Source organism: Natrinema limicola JCM 13563 (assembly GCF_000337475.1).
Lineage (GTDB): Archaea > Halobacteriota > Halobacteria > Halobacteriales > Natrialbaceae > Natrinema > Natrinema limicola.
In genome coordinates this window covers 112,589-133,714 of the sequence record NZ_AOIT01000065.1, presented here as the reverse complement: position 1 = coordinate 133,714, position 21,126 = coordinate 112,589, and the positions used below count along the sequence as shown (strand labels likewise).

The 21,126-nt window shown below is 58.4% G+C and carries 18 protein-coding genes and 1 pseudogene; 5 read left to right on the top strand and 14 right to left on the bottom strand.

Translation table 11 applies throughout. The features are described 5' to 3' along the window. Positions 1 to 228 (top strand): annotated as a pseudogene (locus C476_RS15885) (peroxiredoxin); the annotation flags it as partial. Positions 229 to 427: 199 nt separating this feature from the next. Here C476_RS15885 and C476_RS15880 read toward each other — a convergent pair. From C476_RS15880 to C476_RS15845, 8 genes are all read right to left on the bottom strand, one after another. Further along, entirely contained in the window at positions 428 to 664 is a 237-nt protein-coding gene (locus C476_RS15880; protein ID WP_241430511.1) for a hypothetical protein, read from the bottom strand. Positions 665 to 1,318: 654 nt separating this feature from the next. After that, positions 1,319 to 2,497 (bottom strand): MBL fold metallo-hydrolase, encoded by a 1,179-nt coding sequence (locus C476_RS15875; protein ID WP_008014751.1) that lies wholly within the window; start codon positions 2,495 to 2,497, stop codon positions 1,319 to 1,321. 161 nt (positions 2,498 to 2,658) lie between these two features. Next, positions 2,659 to 3,483 carry a DUF1641 domain-containing protein gene (locus C476_RS15870; protein WP_008014750.1) on the bottom strand — a complete coding sequence of 275 codons (825 nt, stop codon included), beginning with the start codon at positions 3,481 to 3,483 and terminating at the stop codon, positions 2,659 to 2,661. Positions 3,484 to 3,486: 3 nt separating this feature from the next. Beyond that, positions 3,487 to 4,668 (bottom strand): NAD(P)/FAD-dependent oxidoreductase, encoded by a 1,182-nt coding sequence (locus C476_RS15865; RefSeq protein WP_083857081.1) that lies wholly within the window; start codon positions 4,666 to 4,668, stop codon positions 3,487 to 3,489. A 358-nt stretch (positions 4,669 to 5,026) separates the two neighbouring features. After that, positions 5,027 to 6,109, bottom strand: coding sequence for a rhodanese-like domain-containing protein (locus tag C476_RS15860; RefSeq protein ID WP_008014746.1), 1,083 nt, complete (start codon positions 6,107 to 6,109; stop codon positions 5,027 to 5,029). A gap of 461 nt (positions 6,110 to 6,570) precedes the next feature. After that, complete coding sequence (locus C476_RS15855; protein ID WP_008014744.1) at positions 6,571 to 7,998, bottom strand: orc1/cdc6 family replication initiation protein; 1,428 nt, start codon at positions 7,996 to 7,998, stop codon at positions 6,571 to 6,573. A gap of 1,191 nt (positions 7,999 to 9,189) precedes the next feature. After that, positions 9,190 to 11,925 (bottom strand): cation-translocating P-type ATPase, encoded by a 2,736-nt coding sequence (locus tag C476_RS15850; RefSeq protein ID WP_008014743.1) that lies wholly within the window; start codon positions 11,923 to 11,925, stop codon positions 9,190 to 9,192. Positions 11,926 to 12,085: 160 nt separating this feature from the next. Further along, positions 12,086 to 12,523, bottom strand: a complete 438-nt coding sequence (locus C476_RS15845) for a universal stress protein (RefSeq protein WP_008014741.1) — start codon at positions 12,521 to 12,523, stop codon at positions 12,086 to 12,088. A 372-nt stretch (positions 12,524 to 12,895) separates the two neighbouring features. Here C476_RS15845 and C476_RS15840 point away from each other — a divergent pair, with 372 nt between their 5' ends. Then, positions 12,896 to 14,011, top strand: coding sequence for an MFS transporter (locus C476_RS15840; protein ID WP_083857084.1), 1,116 nt, complete (start codon positions 12,896 to 12,898; stop codon positions 14,009 to 14,011). A gap of 102 nt (positions 14,012 to 14,113) precedes the next feature. Beyond that, positions 14,114 to 15,517, top strand: a complete 1,404-nt coding sequence (locus C476_RS15835) for a carotenoid oxygenase family protein (protein WP_008014736.1) — start codon at positions 14,114 to 14,116, stop codon at positions 15,515 to 15,517. Between the two features lie 804 nt (positions 15,518 to 16,321). Here the strand turns inward: C476_RS15835 and C476_RS15830 are convergent. Beyond that, the gene (locus tag C476_RS15830; protein ID WP_008014734.1) at positions 16,322 to 16,663 is read right to left on the bottom strand and encodes a CBS domain-containing protein; all 342 of its coding nucleotides are present in this window, start codon (positions 16,661 to 16,663) and stop codon (positions 16,322 to 16,324) included. A gap of 619 nt (positions 16,664 to 17,282) precedes the next feature. Between C476_RS15830 and C476_RS15825 the strand changes: the two genes are divergently transcribed. Then, positions 17,283 to 17,606 (top strand): hypothetical protein, encoded by a 324-nt coding sequence (locus C476_RS15825; RefSeq protein WP_008014732.1) that lies wholly within the window; start codon positions 17,283 to 17,285, stop codon positions 17,604 to 17,606. A gap of 69 nt (positions 17,607 to 17,675) precedes the next feature. On the opposite strand, the gene C476_RS15820 is transcribed toward C476_RS15825, so the two are convergent. Both C476_RS15820 and C476_RS15815 read right to left on the bottom strand, forming a co-directional pair. Further along, positions 17,676 to 18,728, bottom strand: a complete 1,053-nt coding sequence (locus C476_RS15820; protein ID WP_008014730.1) for an NAD(P)-dependent alcohol dehydrogenase — start codon at positions 18,726 to 18,728, stop codon at positions 17,676 to 17,678. A 205-nt stretch (positions 18,729 to 18,933) separates the two neighbouring features. After that, complete coding sequence (locus C476_RS15815; RefSeq protein WP_008014729.1) at positions 18,934 to 19,383, bottom strand: universal stress protein; 450 nt, start codon at positions 19,381 to 19,383, stop codon at positions 18,934 to 18,936. A gap of 191 nt (positions 19,384 to 19,574) precedes the next feature. Between C476_RS15815 and C476_RS19035 the strand changes: the two genes are divergently transcribed. Then, positions 19,575 to 19,733, top strand: coding sequence for a hypothetical protein (locus tag C476_RS19035; protein ID WP_008014727.1), 159 nt, complete (start codon positions 19,575 to 19,577; stop codon positions 19,731 to 19,733). 130 nt (positions 19,734 to 19,863) lie between these two features. On the opposite strand, the gene C476_RS15810 is transcribed toward C476_RS19035, so the two are convergent. The 3 genes from C476_RS15810 to rpl12p all read right to left on the bottom strand — a co-directional run bounded on the left by C476_RS15810 (position 19,864) and on the right by rpl12p (position 20,975). Continuing rightward, the gene (locus C476_RS15810) at positions 19,864 to 20,169 is read right to left on the bottom strand and encodes a thiamine-binding protein (protein WP_049911989.1); all 306 of its coding nucleotides are present in this window, start codon (positions 20,167 to 20,169) and stop codon (positions 19,864 to 19,866) included. A 181-nt stretch (positions 20,170 to 20,350) separates the two neighbouring features. Continuing rightward, complete coding sequence (locus C476_RS19835) at positions 20,351 to 20,605, bottom strand: DUF5785 family protein (protein WP_008014723.1); 255 nt, start codon at positions 20,603 to 20,605, stop codon at positions 20,351 to 20,353. 49 nt (positions 20,606 to 20,654) lie between these two features. Next, complete coding sequence (gene rpl12p, locus C476_RS15800) at positions 20,655 to 20,975, bottom strand: 50S ribosomal protein P1 (protein ID WP_049911988.1); 321 nt, start codon at positions 20,973 to 20,975, stop codon at positions 20,655 to 20,657. Positions 20,976 to 21,126: the final 151 nt, after the last annotated feature.

Below are 21,126 nucleotides of genomic sequence, written 5' to 3'. Positions count from 1 at the left end.
ATCGGCCGCAACATCGACGAAGTCCTCCGCTCGCTGCGTGCACTCCAGAAGAGCGACGACGACGGTGTCGCCGCTCCCGCTGACTGGCCAAACAACGAGAAATTCGGTGATCAGGTCCTCCTGTCACCGCCGGGTACCGAAGCAGACGCACAAGACCGAAAAGCCGAGGCTGCTGACGACGACGAACTCAATTACTACGACTGGTGGTTCGTCACCCGCGACCAGTAACGGACTTGCGGACCTACTGAACGGCAGTCCGCTGGTNGAGGCTGCTGACGACGACGAACTCAATTACTACGACTGGTGGTTCGTCACCCGCGACCAGTAACGGACTTGCGGACCTACTGAACGGCAGTCCGCTGGTAATTTCGAACTCTGGTGTAGTCACCGGATTCGATACTATCCAATTATGAACCCCAGCGGAGAACTAAATTTTGTCAATACTATCTTCGAGCAGGGACTCGAGTTTTCGAATCCGTTCTTTGAGAAACTCGACATCACTCTCCGTTTCGCTGTCCGGTTGTGATTGGACTGCTTGAGAGATGATGTCATTAAATGCCTCTTCCATCTCTTGGATTTCCATTGCCATCTGTATCCCATCACGAACAAACTCGCTACGCGTCTGCCCCGCTTGTTCAGCGACGGAGTCCGCACCCTCGATCAATGCGCGTGGGACGCGAACCGTGATTTTCTTCGTTTCTTGGAGGCTATAATCGGTCGAAGTGTCGGAATCTAGAAAACGGGACCCACTTAGGAGAACTGCAACTTGATAATGGCTCGGACACAGGACGACCGTTGAACTGTCACCTGACGACGCTTCAAACGAATATTTCGAGAGTGAGTCTGTCGATCCGCAGATCTCACACTCGTTTTTAGACCCGAGATCAGTGTCCTGACTGGAACGGTTTGTGGTGGATGGTCGGTTAGGTGACATATTGGTTGCCCAAGTTTAGTTACTCCCACCATAGTACTCTAACCTAATAGTATTAGTTCTCCTCACTGATCGATCGTATAACATGCTTCTAATCGAGCAATCCCGCCCCATCCATGCGGATTGCCTCGAGCAGAAGTGCTCGATCACCGATCGCTAGTCACCTCGTCGACGGCGTCGAGCCGACGTGGAGCGTCGTGTTCTGATCAACGGCTAATTCAAGTGCGTGATCGTGGACTCGTTTTTCCCCTTCGACTCGTTCGTCGGAAAGGAATTGTGTCGTACATTACTGCTCGACCAGTGCTCATACAGTCTGCTGTCAGTCAGTTCCGGCGCACCCACGACCCGCACTGCGGGCCCACCGGAACATCGGGACAGCAGACCGTATCAGTCGTCGCCGACGACGCTCTCCTCGGTGGCGGCACACCGGTTCGGCCCCAGTTCGAGTTCGTTGGCCTCTTCTTCGCTCTCGAGTTCGCGCTTGCCCTCGTTCGTCGCGATGACTTCCTCGTAGTTCGGGGGCTTCTCCGGAATGGTCTCGAACGCGGCCTGGACGTACTCCGCTTTGTCCATCTGGATCATTTCGTTGTGGGTCCGGATGTGACCGATAGGAGACTGCATCGGCATCCCGGGCGTGACGCCGACGTATTCGCCGTCGTCGGTGACGTTGAAGTGTCCCGGGAGGACCGTCACGGTGTCCGGTTCGGCCATCAGCTTCTGCAGTGTCTCGTAGAGCACCGCCGACGCCTCCTCGGCGTCACCACCTTCGAACTGAAGCTCGGTCCGGCCCACGGACTCGACGAATAGGGTATCGCCGGTCATGATCGCCTCGTCTTCGACCAGCCAACTCGTCGAGCCAGTGGTGTGCCCGGGCGTGTGGACGCCCTTCATCGTGACCTCGCCGATGTCGACGGTGTCGTTGGGATCGACGGGGTCGTACTCGAACTGCGGGTCCCGCGTCTCGATCTCGCTTCCGAGGTAGTACGGGATGTCCAGTTCGTCGCGCAGGCGCTTCCCACCGGTCATCAGGTGGTCGGCGTGGATGTGCGTCTCGAAGATTGCCGTCACGTCGAAGCCGTGATCTCGGGCAGCCTCGAGGAACTGTTGGGTGTGCCGGGACGGATCGACGATCGCCGCCTCACCGGTGCGTCGGCATCCGACGACGTAACCGAGACACCCCTTCGCGCGGCGCTGGAGCTGGATGATCTCTACGTCGTCGTCCCGCGTCGTGATGGGAACGACATCGTACACTCGGCTCCAGGCCTCCATGCCGCCGTCGACCGAGGACACGTTCTCGTAGTCCCGTTCCTCGAGCCACTCGCCGAACGCCTGGGAAGCATTGCCAACGGCACAAATCGTGATGATCTCGGTGTCCTCCTCGAGTTCGTCTCGAACCGCGTCGAAATCGCCCCGGAGTTCTTCGTCCGTGGCCGAGTACTCCATGTTCTCGGCCGCCGCGATGTGCCAGTTCTCGTAGTCCTCGGGGCTCCGGTTGTCGAAGAGGACGAAGTCTTCGTCTCGGTCGATTTTCTTCTTGAGCTCGTCCGCCGTAATTGTGTCTGTCATGGATGAATATCGGTATTGTTTCGCTGTCTCTTAACCGATCGTCAGTGCTACCGCGCCACCGTGGCGTGCCTCGCGACAAGCCGGAAACAACTGCCAGAACCGTCGCGGGCTGGATGAGGCACACCCTCGGCTGAACCAACAGATCGTACGGGCGAGGGCCGTCATCGCGCTCCCACCCGTCGGAGGAACTCGACGATTCGACCGATGCCGCGCCGGACGTTCCGATCCCGGAGCGCACTGAGCAGCCCCAGAACCCCCATCTCTTTGGGCTCCTCCTCGGCGAATGCGCCCAGACCGGCGTCGAGCGTCTTGAGGACCTGGGGATCGCCTACTTGCTGCGTGAACCACATCACGTTCCCCAGATTCTGTCCAAGCTGGTACGGATCGATGTCATAGTCGCTGGTCGCGTCGACTAACCCAGCCGCGACGAGGCGAGATTGTCGGATTGCCGGCCGCATGTCGCCGCTGGCGTCCTGGAGCTCCGGAATGAGGTCTTCGACCAGTCCCTCCGTCGCATCCAGGAGGTCGAGTGTCTCTGCGAGTACGTCCGCGTTCTCGCCCAGTCGCTCAATGAGGACGAGCATGTCCTCGTTTTCGACGGCCATTCGGAGCCGCCGGAGGACGTCACGGTTCTCGCGGACGGCGAGACGAAGTTCCGGTGCCAGATCCGAGGCCAGCCCTTCGGTGGCATCTAGCAGGCCGAGGAGTTCGGTCAGGTCCTCGGAGTGTTCGCCGAGTTGCTGGAAGAGAACAAGGGTCTCCTCACGTTCGAAGGCCATCCGGACGTCACGGAGTGGCTCGCGGTTCTCCCGGACAGCCGTCCGCATTTCGGGAGCGAGGTCCGCGGCCGTCTCCTGGAGCACGCTTAGCAACTCCAGCAACTCTTGCAGTTCGTCGGCGTTCTCGTTGAGTGTCGCGACGAGTTCCGCCACCTCTTCATCGCTGAGGGCCGCTTCGGCCGAGCCACTTGCGTCTGTTTGGCTCATTGTTTACACCGGGAGCGGGTCGTAGCCGCGCATCCAGAGGTCCCAATACACCGATGGCAGAACGTTGACGTCCAGGATCCAATTGGAGCGAGTCTCAACGGGTGCGGAGATGCTTTCCTCGTAGTCGAACTCCGCCACCATCGCCTTGCCTTTCTGGGTCAGCAGCGGACATGCCGCATAGCCGTCGTACTTGGGTTCGGGCTTACGGCCGTTCATCGCGCGGACGACGTTCTCTGCCACGACGTGGGACTCCTTGCGGGCGGCTGCTGCAGTCTTGGAATGCGGTGCGTTCTCACAGTCGCCCAGCGCGAAGACGTTCTCGTACTCGTCGTGCTGAAGAGTATGCTTGTCGATCGTGACGTACTCGCCGTCGTGTTCGTCGTCACCCTCGGTCAGTGGCGAGTTGTCGGTGATGGCGTGCTGGCCGTACTGTGGCGAGACGGGTGCGCAGAAGTCGTACTCGATCTGGCCGTTGTCCGTGTGGATGACCTGCGCGTCCGGGTCGATCTCGGTGACCGACGTGTTGGCCTTGAACTCGATGTCGCGTTCGTCCCAGATCTCGTAGAGTTTGTCCCGATAGGGCTGGACGCCGAAGTGGTGGTCAGCGTTCCGGGTCATGATGAACTCGGCGTCGTCACGGAACCCCTGTCGCCGAGCGTAGTCTTCGGCAAGCATCGTCATCTTCAGCGGCGCACCCGGACACTTGAACGGTGTGTCCGGAATCGTGACGACGAAGGTGCCGCCGTCGAAGTTCTGAATCCCCTCGCGCATCTCGAGAGCAGCCTCGTAGTGGTAGAACGGGTACACCGTGTCGGTCTCCTCCCAGCCCTCGACCATCCCTGGGGTCGTCTCCGGGGCGAGCCGGTGGCCAGTAGCCACCACCAAGTAGTCGTAGGTGAGATCCTCGTCGGCCTCCTCGAGGTGCACGACCTGCTCGTCGGGATCGACACCCGTTACTGCGTCGTGGACGAATTCGACGTCGCTGTGAACGAGGTCACGGATGTTCCGCGACTGGTCTGGCTCCAGATAGCCGAACGGGACGAGGTAGAACGACGGCTGGTAGAAGTGTTCTACACTCTTATCGACGAGGGTGATCGTCGCCTCGTTTCGGCCGAGTTTCCGACGCAGGATGTTGGCAGTCATCGCGCCGCCTGCTCCGGCACCGAGAATTGCTATGCGTGTCATTCCCACCCTATGGCTAGGTGAAGCAATGTGACAAAGCCAGCGATAGGAGTAATTACCGGAACCGACACGACCTGTGTCGAGACTGCTGCAATAATTGCAGACTTTGATCCGAGATGAGTTCGGAGCGACGCTCGTTTCTGGTGGCACCAACGTCGGCTGTGAACGCGGACACGTCTCTAGCCGGAGCGAATTGGACGATCGATTGTGAATCATAGGGACTACTGTCAGTCAGTGGCGGTGAGACCGCAGGGCGGTCGCGGTCCCACCGAGACATCGGGACATCGGGACAGCAGACCGTATCAGAGTGTGGGCAGACACACTCACATACTCCGTCTCAAGTGAGATCCGGACGGAACTCTCACTCCGTTTCCACGGGGACATCGACGAGGCTCCCCCACTCGGTCCAGGAGCCGTCGTAGTTCATCACTTCGGGGTACCCCAGCAGTTCCGAGAGGACGACCCACGCGAGCGCCGAGCGTGCTCCCACGCCACAGTAGACGATGATCGTTCGGCTGCTGGTGACACCGGCAGCGGCCAAGACGTCCTCAACGGCGCTTCGGGAAGCGAACCGGTGGCCGTCGAACAGTCGGTCCAGTGGGATGTTGATGGCTCCGGGAACGTGTCCCTGGATGGGCGTCGACGGCGACAGATCGCTCCCGTCGTCGGCCTCGCCACAGTATTCAGATTCCTTTCGGACGTCGAGCAACACGGTATCCTGAGCGATTGCGCGGGCGACGTCGTCGCGGTACGCCCGCATGTGATCGAACGGTCCGCTGGCGGTATACTCAATCGCGGGAAACGAACTCGGAACGTCGGTCGTGGGATATCCGTTGGCGATCCAGTGCTCGAGGCCGCCGTCGAGCAGTCGCTGGTTTCGATGTCCGTAGTAGGCGAGGACCCAATATACGTACGCGGCGTGACGTCCCTCCACATCGTCGTAAAGAATAAGAGTCGTGTCTTCAGTCATGCCGCGACTGCCGAGCAACTCCTCAAGTTCCAGCCGGTCGGGAAGGCGCTGGCGGTTAGGATCGAGCAGGGCCGACTCCAAGTCAAGGACGATCGATCCTGGAATAAACGCGTTAGCGGAGTCGTCTGTCTCGACGTAGACGAGTCGTGTGGACGTCTCGTCCTGCTGGAACGACGAGAGATGCTCTCGGACCCACCCTGGATTGACGAGCGCATCGCGCGAGTACGTCGAGCTCCCTGAGTCCCTAACAAGGGTGTAGCAGGTCTGTCTGGCGTCATAACGTGCTGGTTGGGACGTGACGAGCCCGGCGTCTTCCAGTTGGCTGATGGCGTAGTGCAGCGTCCGTGACGAGAGTCTGGTCTCCTCGATGAGGTGCTTCTGTGACAGGTGTCCGTTGTACTCGAGGACCTTGTAAACGAGGTTCGCACTCGGCGGGAGGTCCGCTAACGCTTCCTCGATCCATTCTTCTGCCATGGTGGGTGTCGTCAGTCGTACTATGGTCCGTACTGACTTAACAAGTCGAATCTGATACCGAGATGACTGGTTCGGTTGAAGAGCATAATTATATAGAACGACGGTGGAGTCAATGAACTTCGACCGAGCGTCGTGGACGGCCGCCCCGCGAAGCTCCGCTGAACAGGTTGACGAGTTCCTTACGATTGAAGCCACACTACTGTCTCTACAAAGGGGAAAACAAACAGAGCACCTCGAGCGATCGGTGAGCTGAATACGGAACACTTCGATAGAGGTGTGTTTCGCAGGATGATCGAAATTACAGTGCCTGAATAACACGATAGCATTTCTACAGGAAGAGGAGTGGCTAGAAAGAGCAATCGAGAACGAAAATTCGCGCTCGAGATACCACGTTTTAGCAGCTATTCTTCCAGATCACACATCGATAGAGGTGTGTGCGAGGATGGGGTCGCGATACCGACTCAGTTTTCGTTTCGAACCTGTGCCTTGACGACGCTCGTTACTTCGTCCGGAGAGACCATATCGAGACGCGAATCTTCACGAATCGTTTCGAGGATCGTGTCGGGACGCTCACCGAACTGAAACTCGAGGAACATGCCCGAACTCGGCCCGTGGCTCCGACGTTCGAAGTCGACGAGCGAGTACGTCGTCATTTCCTTCATCTTATTTACATATGTCTCCTGATGGTATTGCTCGGCACCGATCGCGTCAGTGAGGAACTGATAGACACGGTACCCGGTCGTGCTGCGAGCGGATTCGTCGTCCGCCTCAGCGGCGACAGCCGCGGTCGCGTAGAGACACAGCTTCTTCTGGGTGCTGATACCGCGGACGACCTCGAGAACCCGATTTTTCTCGACTTTATCCTGTGCTTCGCGAACGTGTTCTTCCCGAACGCGCTCGTCACCTTCGCGTTCTGCGAGTTCGCCGGCAACGCGCATCAGGTCGATCGCCTTGCGGGCATCGCCGTGGGTCTGAGCTGCAAAGGCCGCCGCCAGTGGAATGACATCGTCGTCGAGGACGTCCTCGTAGAACGCGTCCTGCCGCCGACGCAGAATCGATTGCAGCTGATTCGCATCGTAATCGTCGAAGTGGACGTCTTCGGGGGTAAACGAACTCAGGGCCCGACTGCCCACGGACTCCATCATTTTCGTATCGTTGGAGATCGCAACGACTGAGATGTGGGCCGTGAGTTCGTTGTTTGCGCCGGCTCGAGAGAGCTGATAGAGCAATCGAGAAAACGCCGGCTCCTGTTTGTCCCGACGACCGACGAGCATGTCGAGTTCGTCCAGAACGAAGACCGCAGAGTCGAAGTTCTCGTTGACGATCCGATAGAGTTCGTCCCACTTTTCTTTCGTCGCGACGCCATGTTTCGGAACCTCCACGTCGACGTCAGCTTCGTCCGCAGCGCGACTCGCCAGTTCGTAGACTGCAACACCGAGGGTGTCGAGATCCTGGCAGTTGACTTCGATCGTCCCGAATCGAATGTCTCGAGTCTGGCAAATTGAGGTGATATTCTTGCAGACGGCTTTCGTAATGAGTGATTTGCCGGTTCCCGAGGGACCGTAGAGGAAGAGGTTCGGAGGACGATTATTGCCGAGCGCGACGCGGAGCATTTTGGTTACCTCCTGGAGTTGCTCGTCGCGGCCGACGATCCGATCCTCTTCGACGATATGGTTCGGATCGAGAAGCGACCGGTCACGGATAAGGCCGTCCTGTTGGTCGAACGCCAGTAACATGTCCTCGATCGATTTCGATTCATCGGCCGACGCTGGGTCAGTCGGAGATGAGGGCCGTTCGGATGCAGTCGAATCAGACGAGGAAAGAGCCTGCTCCGTCGTGTCATCCTTCGATGTCCCCGCCCCATCACGAGGATCCTCGAAGTCATCCATACGATGACCCATACAGGGTGGAACCAAAAGTGTTCCCCACCGCTATCGATGTGTATTTCTTCGATTGAGAAGGTATCACCACCAGTTCCCCAGAACTGCGAGTGGACAGCCTCGAGTTGTAACTGACGACCGACGATGTGTTACGCCTCAAAACGGTGGGAACACAGACACCCCTCTATCGATGTGTTCGATGTGTCAGAGGGGGGTGGGGGTATCCGACGGGAGTGATAAACTGAGAAGTCCGCTGCCTCGAGATATCGAAGGAGAGGGCCGATTAGATAATATCAAGGACGCTAAGCGAGTCAATTCTCTCTTCTCTTCTTCTAGCTTCTAGACTAGACACTCACACACCCCTCTATCGATGTGTTCGATGTGTTCCGAACTGGCGTTCGTTTGTTCCCTCGAGTTCGCTACAGATCGACCTTCCGTTGGAATAGAATAGCCCTGCTCTCGAAAGCTGAATCGTACTATATTTCCCTTCTCGAGGCTGTTCTCTATCGGATCCTCCCAGAACGGCTTCCTTCTCGCACTCCGTTTTCCGTTCGTAGGCTCTTCTCCCGCCTTCACCTTCATATCGAACACATCGATAGAGGGGTGTCTGTGTCGTGACGACCTCGTTCGTTTTCGGTACAGGTATAGACACACATCGATAGAGGGGTGTTTCCGTACAGAGGGGTGTTTCTGTACGGTTCGAAACGTCTCCCGTGTCTTACGCGACGACACTCTCACTGAACAACGCCGCCACTACTCACGTTGATCACACGTATGGTCTCTAATCACGTCGATCACAATCTCTGATCATGTCAATTATAATTATCGTAACAACTGCACTGGTTACACACTGATTGCACAGCCCTCGTGCGCTCAGGTGTGCACTGACGTTCAGTGGCTACTATCTTGCCCATGCCTTTCACTGTCCTCTCTTGATACTACCGGACAACAGTCAGTGAATACTTGATCGCGTCTCGACGGCTGTCGCCGTCGGCGACAGCGGCTTAGGTGCGACCGAGGGATGAACCGTTTTGTCCAGTAGTATGAACTCCGACTCGAGTTGGAAGTAATCATCTCCCACGAACACATCGATAGAGGGGTGTCTCCGGACAATTTCGGAAAAACTGCCGAGTCAACTGCCGTTTCCGTTGTCTAGGTGTCTTTTCGCTGATTCCGCTCGAGTCTATCAAAATCCGTCGCTCATTTCGACGACCGTGAGTCAAAGATTCTGGTATTCAGCCGAGCTATGAACACGTTGAGGAGGAGGAACACGACGAATCCAACGGCTATCCATCCCCACTCGACAAGGGAGAGGGGAACGACTTGGAAGAAGCCGTGAAGCGGTGTATACAGGACTGCGAGCTGGATGAGGAGCGATATGCCAATCGCACCGACGAGCCATGGATTCGAGCGAAGCGGCTGATCGTACCGCGAGCGGATGACTTGGATGCGGATCAACTCAACAACGACGATGAAGGTAAACAGGAGCGACTGGGCGCGCAGGAGAGATCCCGTCTGTTCGAGAGCATAAAAAAAGATACCCAATCCAGTCACTGCCAACAGGATAGCGATCGTCAGTATCGATACGAACACGCGCGTGTTGATGACGCCTTCGTCGCTGGGTCGTGGTGGCCGGTTCATGAGCCCAGCCGCGTGGGGATCGGCACCCAGCGCGAGCGCAGGAAGCGTATCCGCGACGAGGTTGATCCAAAGGATCAGGATCGGCGTCAGAATCAACGCTTGCGACGTTCCAGAAAACCGTGCCGGGAAGAGGAGACTCCCGAGCAACACCCCGAGGAACACGACCAGTACCTCGCCGGTGTTAGTCGAAACGAGGTAGTTGACGAACTTGCGTACGTTTTCGAAGATGCCTCGCCCCTCCTGAATCGCGTCACGAATCGTGGCGAAGTTATCGTCCTGCAGAACCATATCGGACGCCTGCCGAGCGACGTCGGTGCCGCGCTGTCCCATCGCCACCCCGACGTCCGCCTGTGTGAGGGCTGGTGCGTCGTTAACGCCGTCGCCGGTCATTACGACGGTGTGTCCGGTATCCTGGAGCGTGTTTAGAATGCGAACCTTGTGCTCTGGCGTCACACGGGCGAACACGTCGACGTCTTCGATAGTGCTCTCGAGTTGGTCGTCCGATCGGTCGTCGATGTCGCTGCCCGTGAGTGCCCCAGCAGGATCGAGTCCGATCTGCTCGCCGACGGCCTCGGCCGTGGTGAGATTGTCGCCAGTCGCTAGTACAGTCCGGATGCCAGCCGACTGGCAGTCGGCGATTGCCGCTTCGACTTCCGTTCGGGGTGGATCGAGCATCCCCTGCAGGCCGAGAAACACCAGTTCGTCCTCGATCTGATCCGCGTCGGCTGACGGATCGTCGACACCCTTCGACGCGAATCCCAGTACCCGAAGCGCATCCTCCGCGAACGATTCCGTCCGGTCACGGATTTCCTGTCGTTTGTCCTCAGTAAGTTCGTGCACGTCACCATCTTCGAGAATGGAGTCACATCGATCGAGAACGGTTTCCGGTGCCCCCTTCATGTAGGCCGTCGGCTCCCCGTCGTCGACGACGACAGTCATCCGCTTTCGCTCCGAGGAGAACTGGATCTCACGGAGACGTTCTCCAGTTGGTTCGATACCCGCTTCATCCGCGACCCGCTGGAGCGCGATCTCGGTCGGCTCGCCTCGATACTCCCCGTCCGTCCGGTCTACGTTGTTGCAGCGAGCTCCACATCGTAACAGCGGGGCAACTGTCGGTCGAAACCGTTCGTTGCCGTTCGCAGCGATTTGCTGATTTTCGGTGGGTCCGCCCTCCGATTGCACGCTCGAGTCGGACAGATCAACGACGGAACCGGACGCGTAGAGACGGGTCACTGTCATCCGGTTTTCGGTGACTGTCCCGGTCTTGTCGGTGACGATGACGTCGACCGATCCGAGACTCTCGACGACCGGGAGCCGTCTGACGAGCGCGTTCCGGGCGACCATTTCACGTGCGCCTAGTGCCAGTGTGAACGTCACGACAGCGGGTAATCCCTCTGGCACTCCCGCAACGGCGAGCGTAATCCCGACGAGGAGGATTGCAACCGGTTCTGTCGCGGTGAACAGGAATTGCACAGTGACGACGAGGACGATCAATGTGACGACCAGCCCACCGATCTGCTTTCCGAGGTGCTCGACCTCGGCCTGAAACGGTGTCCGTTGATCATCAGTCTCTCCGAGTTGACTGGCGATACCACCGACCTCGGTCTCCATGCCGGTGTCGACGACGACGGCTCTCCCGCGACCTTTTATGACGGTCGTGTTCTTGTAGACCATATTGCGGCGCTCAGCCAGCGGCGTGTCTTCGCCGACAGTTCCGGGTGTCTTCTCGACGGGCGTGCTCTCTCCGGTGAGTGGCGATTCGTTCGTCCGCAATTCCTCAGCGTCTATGACTCGAGCGTCGGCCGGAACCGCATCTCCCTGCTCGAGGTAGACGACATCTCCGGGAACGACCTGTTCGGCATCGACGATCTGTTTTCGGCCGTCGCGGCGGACGGTCGCATCCGGACTTGCGAGTTCACGAAGCGCTTCGATCGACCGGGTGGCCTGATAGTCCTGAATGAAGCCGAACAACCCGTTCGCACCGATGATGAGGACGATAAACGCTGTCTCGGTATAATTGGGCTCACCGCCGGGAATGAACCCGACACCGAGAGAGAGAAGCGCCGCGACGACGAGGAGATAGATGAGTGGGTCACGGAACTGCGAGACGAGCAGGCTGAGAGCCGATTCCCGTTTAGCGTCGTGGATGTCGTTCGTGCCGTACTCTGACAGTCTGTGAGTTGCTTCGTCGGCTGAAAGTCCCGTCTCGTCGGCCGCTAACGCCGAAAAGAGTTCGTCAGTCGATGTCGCGTGCCAGGATTCCGAACGAAGCGTGTCTGAATCGTCGTGAGTCATGCTGTCGAAAGGGTTCCTTGAGGGATGTCACAGTCTCGTCTCTATCGCTGAACTCGTGTCACTCCGAACTGCAGCGTGTTACAGTTACGCGAATACGGTGAGGCAATACGCGACCACTCTCGGAACACACCGCTGGCTCCCTGTATGGTTTGTGGACACATCACATGTCTGTTTCGGGTGCTCGAACCGTCAGTACCGGAATCGGCGACGTGCGAACGAGATATTCGGTGACGCTCCCCAGTATGTAACGGTTGAAGCCCGTTCGACCGTGGGTTCCGACGACGAGGTCGATGTCGTGGGTCTCAATATGCGTGAGGTTCTCCTGGTGAATCGAGGGGCCGTATTCGACTGCTTTCGACGCTGGTTCGACGCCAGCGCCGTCCGCGAACGCCGTAGCCTCGTCCAGCAGTTCATGGACGCTTTCCTCCAGCGCCTCCATCTGGATATCTGGACGAGCATCGGTCCCCAACGCCGTGATAGCGATCACAGAAAGGAGATGCAGTGCTGCTTTCTCACCGTCTGCGATGTCGACGCCAATAGCGAGCGCTTGATTTGCACAGTCACTTCCGTCGATGGGAAAGAGAATCCGCTCGAGCATGGACCCGATGATGGTACGGACACACAAAAATTGGGTGTGGTATTATCAGTCTCAGTCTCGAAAACCCGGGGTGAGCAGCCGGTTGAGTACGTTGAATACAAAGCCAAGGAACACGACGTCGAAGCCGTACAGATTGACCCTTGGAATACGTCAAAGCCGTACAGATTGACCCTTGGAATACGTCAACGCGAGGACGAGAGGGGGAACGGTGATATCAGTGCGTGGCTCGTTCGCAGTTCGACCGCAGATCTCCCAATCAAGATCAGAACCCTTTCGACCGCTTATCAGTGAGAATGGGTCGTGCATACTGATCGTGTTGAACAGCCCGACAGCCGCCGTAGTTGGATCGTGGCGATCGTCGGCTCCGTGGCGATGGTGTTCACCTTCGGGACGCCGCTTTCGTACGGTATTTTCCGCGCACCGTTCAGCGATGCATTCGGCGTCTCATCGGTCGCGCTCTCCGGTGTGTTCTCTATCATGCTCTTTACGTTCTTTATCGGCTCCGGGCTCATCGGCGTGTTCGGCGCACGGTTTGGGGCGCGAGCAGTGCTGCTCGCGTGTTCGCTCGCAACCGGTATGGTCGCACCGTCGCTGTATCTCCTGGATTCGCTCGGTGGGCTGCTCGTCGTGTTTGCCGTTCTCGGACTCGCACTTGGAACGGCGTTCGTTCTCCTCGCCTCCGTCGTTCCGCGCTGGTTCGAGGGTCGCCGAGGGGCCGCAACGGGACTGCTCTTCGTCGGCAACGGACTCGGATTGTTCGTGCTCCCGCCGATCTGGCAGCGTACGCTCTCGGAAGTCGGTGTGCGGCGTGGCTTTCTGCTGATCATGTCGACAACTGCGCTCGCCTTTCTGCTTGCCGGGCTCGTCTGTCGCCGTCCGAACTGGGCGGCACAGTCGACTGCGACTGCCGGCGAACTGCTCGAGTGGCTCGTTCGCTTAGCTGGGACGCGGACGTTTCAGTTGCTATTCGTCGGGATCGCGCTCTCGTTTGCGTGGTACCAGTTGCTTGCTGCCTACGCCGTCGATCTGTTCGCCGCTCGCGGACTGACGGCAGCTGGTGCCTCGACCGCATTCGGGTTGATCGGCGGTGTCAGTATTATCTCGCGAATCGCCAGCGGCTATCTCGCCGACGTCATGGGCTCGCGACGAGCGTTTCTCGCGTCACTCGTCTGTGCAGTTGCCGGTATCGCCATGTTGTTTGTTCCCTCAGTTTCGATAGTCGTGATCGCGATTTGCTTGATCGGACTCGGACTGGGTGGCTCCGCAACGCTGTATATCCCGCTTCTCATGGGCGTTTATTCACCCGAGAAAGACACTGCCATTGTCGGCACGTTCAACGTCGCAATCGGCGTTGCCGCCCTCGCGATGCCGCCGCTTGGAACGGCGAGCGTCGAGTTTACAGGGAGTTTCACCATTGCGATCTTCTTGACGTTCGCCGCGGCCGTTGGTGGATTGTGGGTGACTGCTGTCGGTACAGCGGGCCCATAGTGAATCCGAACCCGCTCGAGGGAGGGTCCGGGTGTGAGACAATCACGCGATCCGGATCGACGCGCACGAAGATTGATTGCCGCTTCACCTGAATACGTAGCTGTGACAGTATCTGGTGCCGGCTTTCACTCGCTGACCACCGAAGTCCGCGATCACCACCCGACGGTCGAGGGCTCCATTCCCGACTGGCTCTCTGGGACGCTGATTCGCAACGGCCCTGCCCGCTTCGAGGTCGGCGGTCGCCGTGTCAACCACTGGTTCGACGGCCTAGCGATGCTCCGCCGCTACGCCTTCAACGACGGCTTGCTCCACTACTCGAACCGGTTCCTCCGCACCGATGCCTACGCTGAGGCAATGGACGGTCGGCTGACCGGCCAGTTCGGCACTGACACGCGTGGCTGGCGTCGTCTCCTCGAGATCATACCCTCTCTGGGGGTCCCGGATCCGACCGACAATGCGAACGTTCACGTCGCCTACATCGACGGCGAATACGTCGCACTCACCGAAACCCCGCGCCGGGTCGCCTTCGATCCCGAGACACTCGAGACACGCGGGCGCTTTCGATTTCACGACGACCTGCCCGAACACATCACGACCGCGCATTTCGTCGACGACCCTCACCGGAATGAACTGATCGGCTTCGCTACGCAGTTCGGCCGGCAACCACAGTACCACCTCTACCGTCTCCCAGCTGGGAGTCGCACGCGTGAGGTTATCACCTCTCTCGACGCGAATGGGCCGGCGTATATCCACGACTGCAGCGTCACCGAAAACCACGTCATCATCGTGGAGTCGCCGCTCGTTCTGTCGGTGTTTCAGGCACTGAATCCGTTTGCTGAGGGGGCGATCGACATGCTTGACTGGCAGCCAGAGCGTGACACACGCGTACTCGTGGTCGATCGGAGTACCGGCGACATTGTTGCCGATCCGACGTTCGAGCCGGTCTTTACCTTTCACCATGTCAACGCCTACGTTGACAGCGGGACGATCGTCCTCGATCTCGTGGCGTTCCCGAACGGCGACATCGTCGACACCATGTCACTGTCCGAACTCGATGGCGACGGCTTTCCAGACGTGCCCGATGCCCACCTGATGCGGTACCGCATCGACCCCGATTCGAATACGATCAGCCGGACACGACTCTACGATGGCGCGATGGAGATGCCACGCGTCGCCCGCGCAGTCGTCGGCCGACGCCACCGCTATGTATACGGACAAGTGACCGATCGCACGGGGGCGAACGGACTCGTCAAAGTGGATTGTAAGACAGGCACCGCCAGGGAGTGGTGGAAGCGGTCGGTCTACATCGAGGAACCAGTTCCCGTCCAGCATCCTGATGCCGACACCGAAGACGAGGGCGTCGTGCTCGCGACGGCGCTGAACACCCAACGTGAGCGGACGGAACTCATGATCTTTGACGCAGCGACGCTCAAGGTTCAAGCGCGGGCTGTTCTCCCACACGCGGAACCCTTCGGCTTCCACGGCCGTTTCTTCCAGAACGTGTAGCTCAATACCTGCCTCTGTCTCTCCTTTCTTGACATAGGCTATGGGGTGCAGCCGATCAGTATTGCTGTTCGAAGCTGCGGGATTTTCTGCGTCCTCGAGACCGAGTCGCTGCCACTTACTGTGGTTACACGGATCAAAAGTCGCCCGGATGGGTGCAGGGTGGTGGCCGCCGGGCGAACTGATACGGACTACTGTCAGTCAGTTCCGGTGGGACCGCAACCCCGCACTGCGGGCCCACCGGGACATCGGGACAGCAGACCGTATGAGACAACGTAGGGTCGAGGCTGATTGGATCTGTTTGTCGCGCCGGAGTAACGCGACAGGTGGGGAGTTCGGGAGAACCACTATCAACTTCGTCTCGATTCTCGGTTACTCATACTACCGGACAACAGTCAGTGAATACTCGATCGCGTCTCGACGGCTGTCGTCGTCGTCGGCGACAGCGTCGTAGGTGCGATCGAGAGATGAACCGTTTTGTCCGGCAGTATCAGAACCGTCTTAATAGACCAGTCAGTAGCCTTGCACGGCCAGATTGATGTACGGGCGGACGAATTCGACGAGTTGACGCTCGGCTGCTTTATTAGGAAATTCACGCTGTCGTGAGAGGTGTGAGACGAGTAGTTCCTGCCACTCGGCTCGGCTTGGTATCACTTCTCGACGGAAATCCTGTGTGATGCGCTCCACTGTTACAGCATCAAACTCGGAGCGAAAGCAAATCGATTCGGACGCACCCGTTCGTCGCTTGCACGACAGGTCGGATGGCTTCTTGGACGAGGTCCGCGTCCGTGACTGGACTGGCAGTGGTCAGGATAGTTCGGACGTGATGTCCGTCGATGAAATCATTCCGAGGTAATCGTCACCGTCGACGACCGGAAGGTGGTTGATTCCGAAATTGGTCATCATCGCAGCAACTTCCTCGAGATAGAGCCCCGGTGGAACGGTCTCGACCGATTTCGTCATTACATCGGACACCTGTTGCGTGGTGGGATCGTGGCCCTCAGCGGCTGAAGAGACGAGATCAGTGCTAGTGACGATCGAGGGTGGATCCGTCGATACGACCAGCGCGTTGATCTCCTTGTCGTGCATCACTGTTGCAGCTTCCGTGAGCGTTGCATCTTTCGAAACGATCTCAAGCGGCGTTGACATCACGTCTTCAACAGTTCTGTTTACTGTCGTCATGCTGTGACTTATGACAACCACACTCATGGAAGTTTCGGACACCGCAATTTAGGAACCGACTCGAGGACACGCGGGGTGTGCGAGTACTACTCGCTGACCACCAACCGGTGTCTCTCGGTCGTCGAAACGATCGCAACTCATCGTGTGGATATAATTACTAAAAAGCGGCCAATAGCAGCTATAATAGCAATTGTGTATGAGATACAATACTATTCCGTTCACTATTCATTCTAACATCACGCAGTCATTGTGATCGCGCTACGATCTTCCTCTACTATTCCCCTTTCTGAGAACTATATTTGTTGCTTGTCCCTTTCTATCGATCTTTTCACAGCTCACTGTTCATGAGATGATGTTGACTTCCGGTCAAAAACCGGCAGGATTCGTGAGTATTATCTACACAACTGTTGCGCTCTGTTGTTGCTAATATTAATGTTCTGATATTCATTCATGGAGCGACGAAACGGCTGGTACCGGGTTCCGTATTTTGTAACTGCGGAGAGTACGTTGGATGGGAGCCGAGTAATGATGCAGTATACCATCACTCAATGGCCCGTATGCTTGTCTCGGCCTAGTCGACCGATCCGTGAGCGAACCCGTTTCGAGCGACTCGAGCCACACTGCCAAGGTAACAGCGATGTTTGACGACCGAACTGACGCTGGCGAACAACTCGCGACCGGGGCAACGACGCGTGCCTGTCTCCGACGGGTGACCAATGCCGGTGCTGCGTACGTGATGCTTGCAGTACCAGTCGGACTGCCGGAGGCGATCGAGAGCCTTCACGACGAGGCCGATGCAGTCGTCTGCGTCGAAACACCGTCGTGGTTCAGCGCTGTCGGGCAGTTCTATCGGACGTTCGGCCAGGTACCGGATGCAGAGGCAATGCGATATCTGGACGACGGCTCGTGACGAGTGTGGCGGCCTCGACACGAGACACCGTCTACGACCATCGTGACGCCGAGCAGACGCTTGCCCGCCTTACTCGAAGTCGATGAGGGGTTTGATGATGCCGTCTTCTTTGGTCTCCATCAGCCGGAACGCCTCGTCGATCTCGTCGAAGGCAAACTCGTGGGTCGTCATCGGCGTTGGATCGACCACGTCTTCCTCGAGCAATCGCAAGAGCCGGCGCAATCGGAGTCGACCGCCGGGACAGAGGCCGGTCACGATGTCTTTTTCAGCCATCCCGACGCCCCACGCCTCGCGTGGAATGTTCACGTACTCTCCCTCGCCGTGATAGCCGACGTTGGAGATGGTTCCACCGGGTTTCGTCGCCGCGACACACTGCTCGAGCGTCGCTGATGAACCGAGCGCCTCGATGGCAGCGTCGACGCCTCTGTCATCGGTCAGTTCGTGAATCCGTTCGACGGGGTCGTGTTCTTCGAAGTCAACGATCGCCGTTGCGCCGTAGCGCTCGGCGAGCTCTTGGCGTTTGGGTACCGATTCGACCGCGAGGATCTGGCCGGCCCCCTGCAGTGCAGCCCCTTTGGTGGCCATGAGTCCGACGGGACCCTGAGCGAACACGACAACGGTTCCGCCGATCGGGATGTCGGCGTGTTCGGCACCCATAAACCCTGTACTCATCATGTCGGTGGTGTAGGCGGCCTCCTCGTCAGTGACACCGTCGGGAATGTGGGCCATATTCGCGTCGGCTTCGTTGACGTGGACGTACTCGGCGAACGTGCCGTCTTTGACGTTCGCGAACTTCCATCCGCCGAGGGCACCGTTCGACTGTGATGGATGGTCGTCCTGTGCGGCGTCGGATCCCCAGTCAGGGGTGATCGCTCCGACGGCGACACGGTCTCCCGACTCGAACGAGTCGACGTCACTGCCGATCTCCTCGACGACCCCGACGATTTCGTGGCCGAGCGTGAGGGCTTCTCGCTCGCCGATCGCGCCGTGGACCGTATGCACGTCGGAAGTACAGACGAGCCCTTTCGTTGGCCGGAGGATCGCATCGGTTGGACCCGGCTCCGGCTTGTCTTTGTCTATGAACCCGGTTTCGCCGATCTCTTCCATGATGAATGCTTTCATGGCACGCACACGGTACCACAACTAAACCCTTGAAACGGTATTGCTCCTCCAACCGAAGATCTACCGACAGTGAATTTTCCCATACTGGCATCCCGTGGATCGTTTCGGTGATGCTAGTGCAGCATCTCCCGCTGTTGAATCACGTATTCATGCGGCGTGACGCGGCATACACGAGACCGTCCGGAAACCGAGACCGTGACTGGGGCTACGCCGCGTCGTCCGGTTGTGGCTCACGGATAATCGTCACGGACCCCGGCGACCGACGGATGACCTGTTCGGCGACGCTTCCGACCAAGAACCGTGACAGCCCACGCCGGCCGTGACTCCCGAGGACGATGTGATCGATATCGTGTTCCTCTGCATATCGGACGATCGACGACGCCGCCGTTCCGACCGTCGTGTCAGTCGTCAGGTCCGCGTCGTATTCCTGTGCGATCTCGGTCGCTTTCTCGAGGAGTCGTTCGGCGGACTCCTGTGATTGTCTATAGGCCGTCTCCGAGTAGAAGCCGTCCATGCCGTCAGTACTCACCCACTCCTGTGGATCACTTACGTGGAGGACGCGAATCTCGGCGTCGGTGTACGTCGACAGTGCGTGATGCAATGCGGCGGTCGCCTGCGGTGATTCATCGAACGCGACCAGAATCCGGGATGCCATGGTCCTCCTCTGGACGGCCAGCAGTGAATACGCTTTGGAGCGCTCGTTTCGATGACGATTCCCAGGCCCACTATAGTAGCCACTGAACGTCACTGTACACCCGATCGCACAGCCCTCGTGCGATCGGTGTGTGAACCGTTTCAGTTGCTATACCCCCACTGATTCATAGGGACTGCTGTCGTACTTACGGTATGTCGCCGAAGCACCACCACCATCGCTGTAATTTCTGTGGCGACGACTTCGATACCGGCGAACAGCTTCGTGAACACGTCGAGCGCCGCCATCCCAAGGAGGACGTCCACTGGTGGGTCGTCGCGGAAGATCCCGCAAAGGAGCTCCGTTTTTCCTAGGAGCGCGACCAGTACCAGTGGCCGAGTGAGCGCTGCCGACGCTGGCAGCTGTCTCGGACGGACAACCGTCGAAAAGACGCGGTCGGTCGATGACGATCACGATCACCGAGTCGGTTTCCATCGCCCGCGACTACCCTTGTGGCGTTCGGCCGAGTTCGCGTTCAACCGTTGCCACTCTGTCTGCCGTATGCTGCTCGCGATCGGGTTGATGATCGATTTCCAACGAAGTGATGGTTCGGTCCTCGTCGATCGCTTCGTGTGCGGCCGCTGCAGCGTCGAAGATCTCGCTCACGTCGTCGGCTTCGATGATCGTATCCATCGGTGTGAGTTCGTACGAGATGTCGAACTGATCGAGCGCATCGACTGCGGCGGCGATCTGATCCGACATGTGTTCTTCTCGAATCGGAATGATCTCGAGTCTGGCGATTGCTGTCATGAGTTTCTCCTCCAGGAGACCCACGGCTGTTCGACACCGTGGCACACGACGTACCACCGGCATCGTCAAATGTGTTCGCGAGTCAGCGCTCGAGACAGTCATACGGTCTGTTGTACCGATATCCCGGTGGAACCGCCACCCGCCCTGCGATCCAACCGGTACTGACGTACAGTCGTCCGTATCAGGCGTGTTTCTTTCCTAGCCTGACGCCTGTCGGATGGTACTCCCAGAAGTCGCCGGCGCGCATCGCGTTTCCAACCAGCTTGTGCATGTCGACCATCGTCTCGACGGAGTTCGCATCGTTCGACGCGTCCACTCCCCCCTCCACGCTCGAGAACAGCACCTCATACTGTCGGACAGCAGTCAATACGAAGTCAGTCGCGGATTCGCGGCCGTCTCCACCGGTGACGGCCGCAGCAGCGCGACCGATCGTCACGTCGTTCTGTCCGGCAGTATCACATACAGGCAGTAACAAAAGAGGATGGTTATCCGAACAGTTCTCCGAGCCCCTCGCCCGACACGTCTTCTTCCTCTTCCTCTTCTGGTTCTTCCGCTTCCTCCTCTGGGGCTTCTGCTTCCTCTTCCGCTTCGTCCGCCTCTGCAGCGGGTGCAGCAGGTGCTGGCGCACCGATTGCCCCCTCTGCAATTGCGTCCTCGATATCGACGTCTTCGAGTGCGGCGACGAGTGCCTTCACGCGGGATTCTTCGCTATCGACACCCGCGGCCTCGAGAACGTCGGTAACGCTCTCTTCTGTGATTTCCTGATCGGCTTCGTGTAAGATGAGGGCTGCATAGACGTATTCCATGGTGATCACCGGTTCGAGCCGGAGTCGATCCACGACGGACACTCATACGGGCTGCTGTCCCGATGTCCCGGTGGGCCCGCAGTGCAGGTTGCGGTCCCACCGGAACTGACTGACAGCAGTCCGTATCATCGGTGGACCGTGGGACTCGACC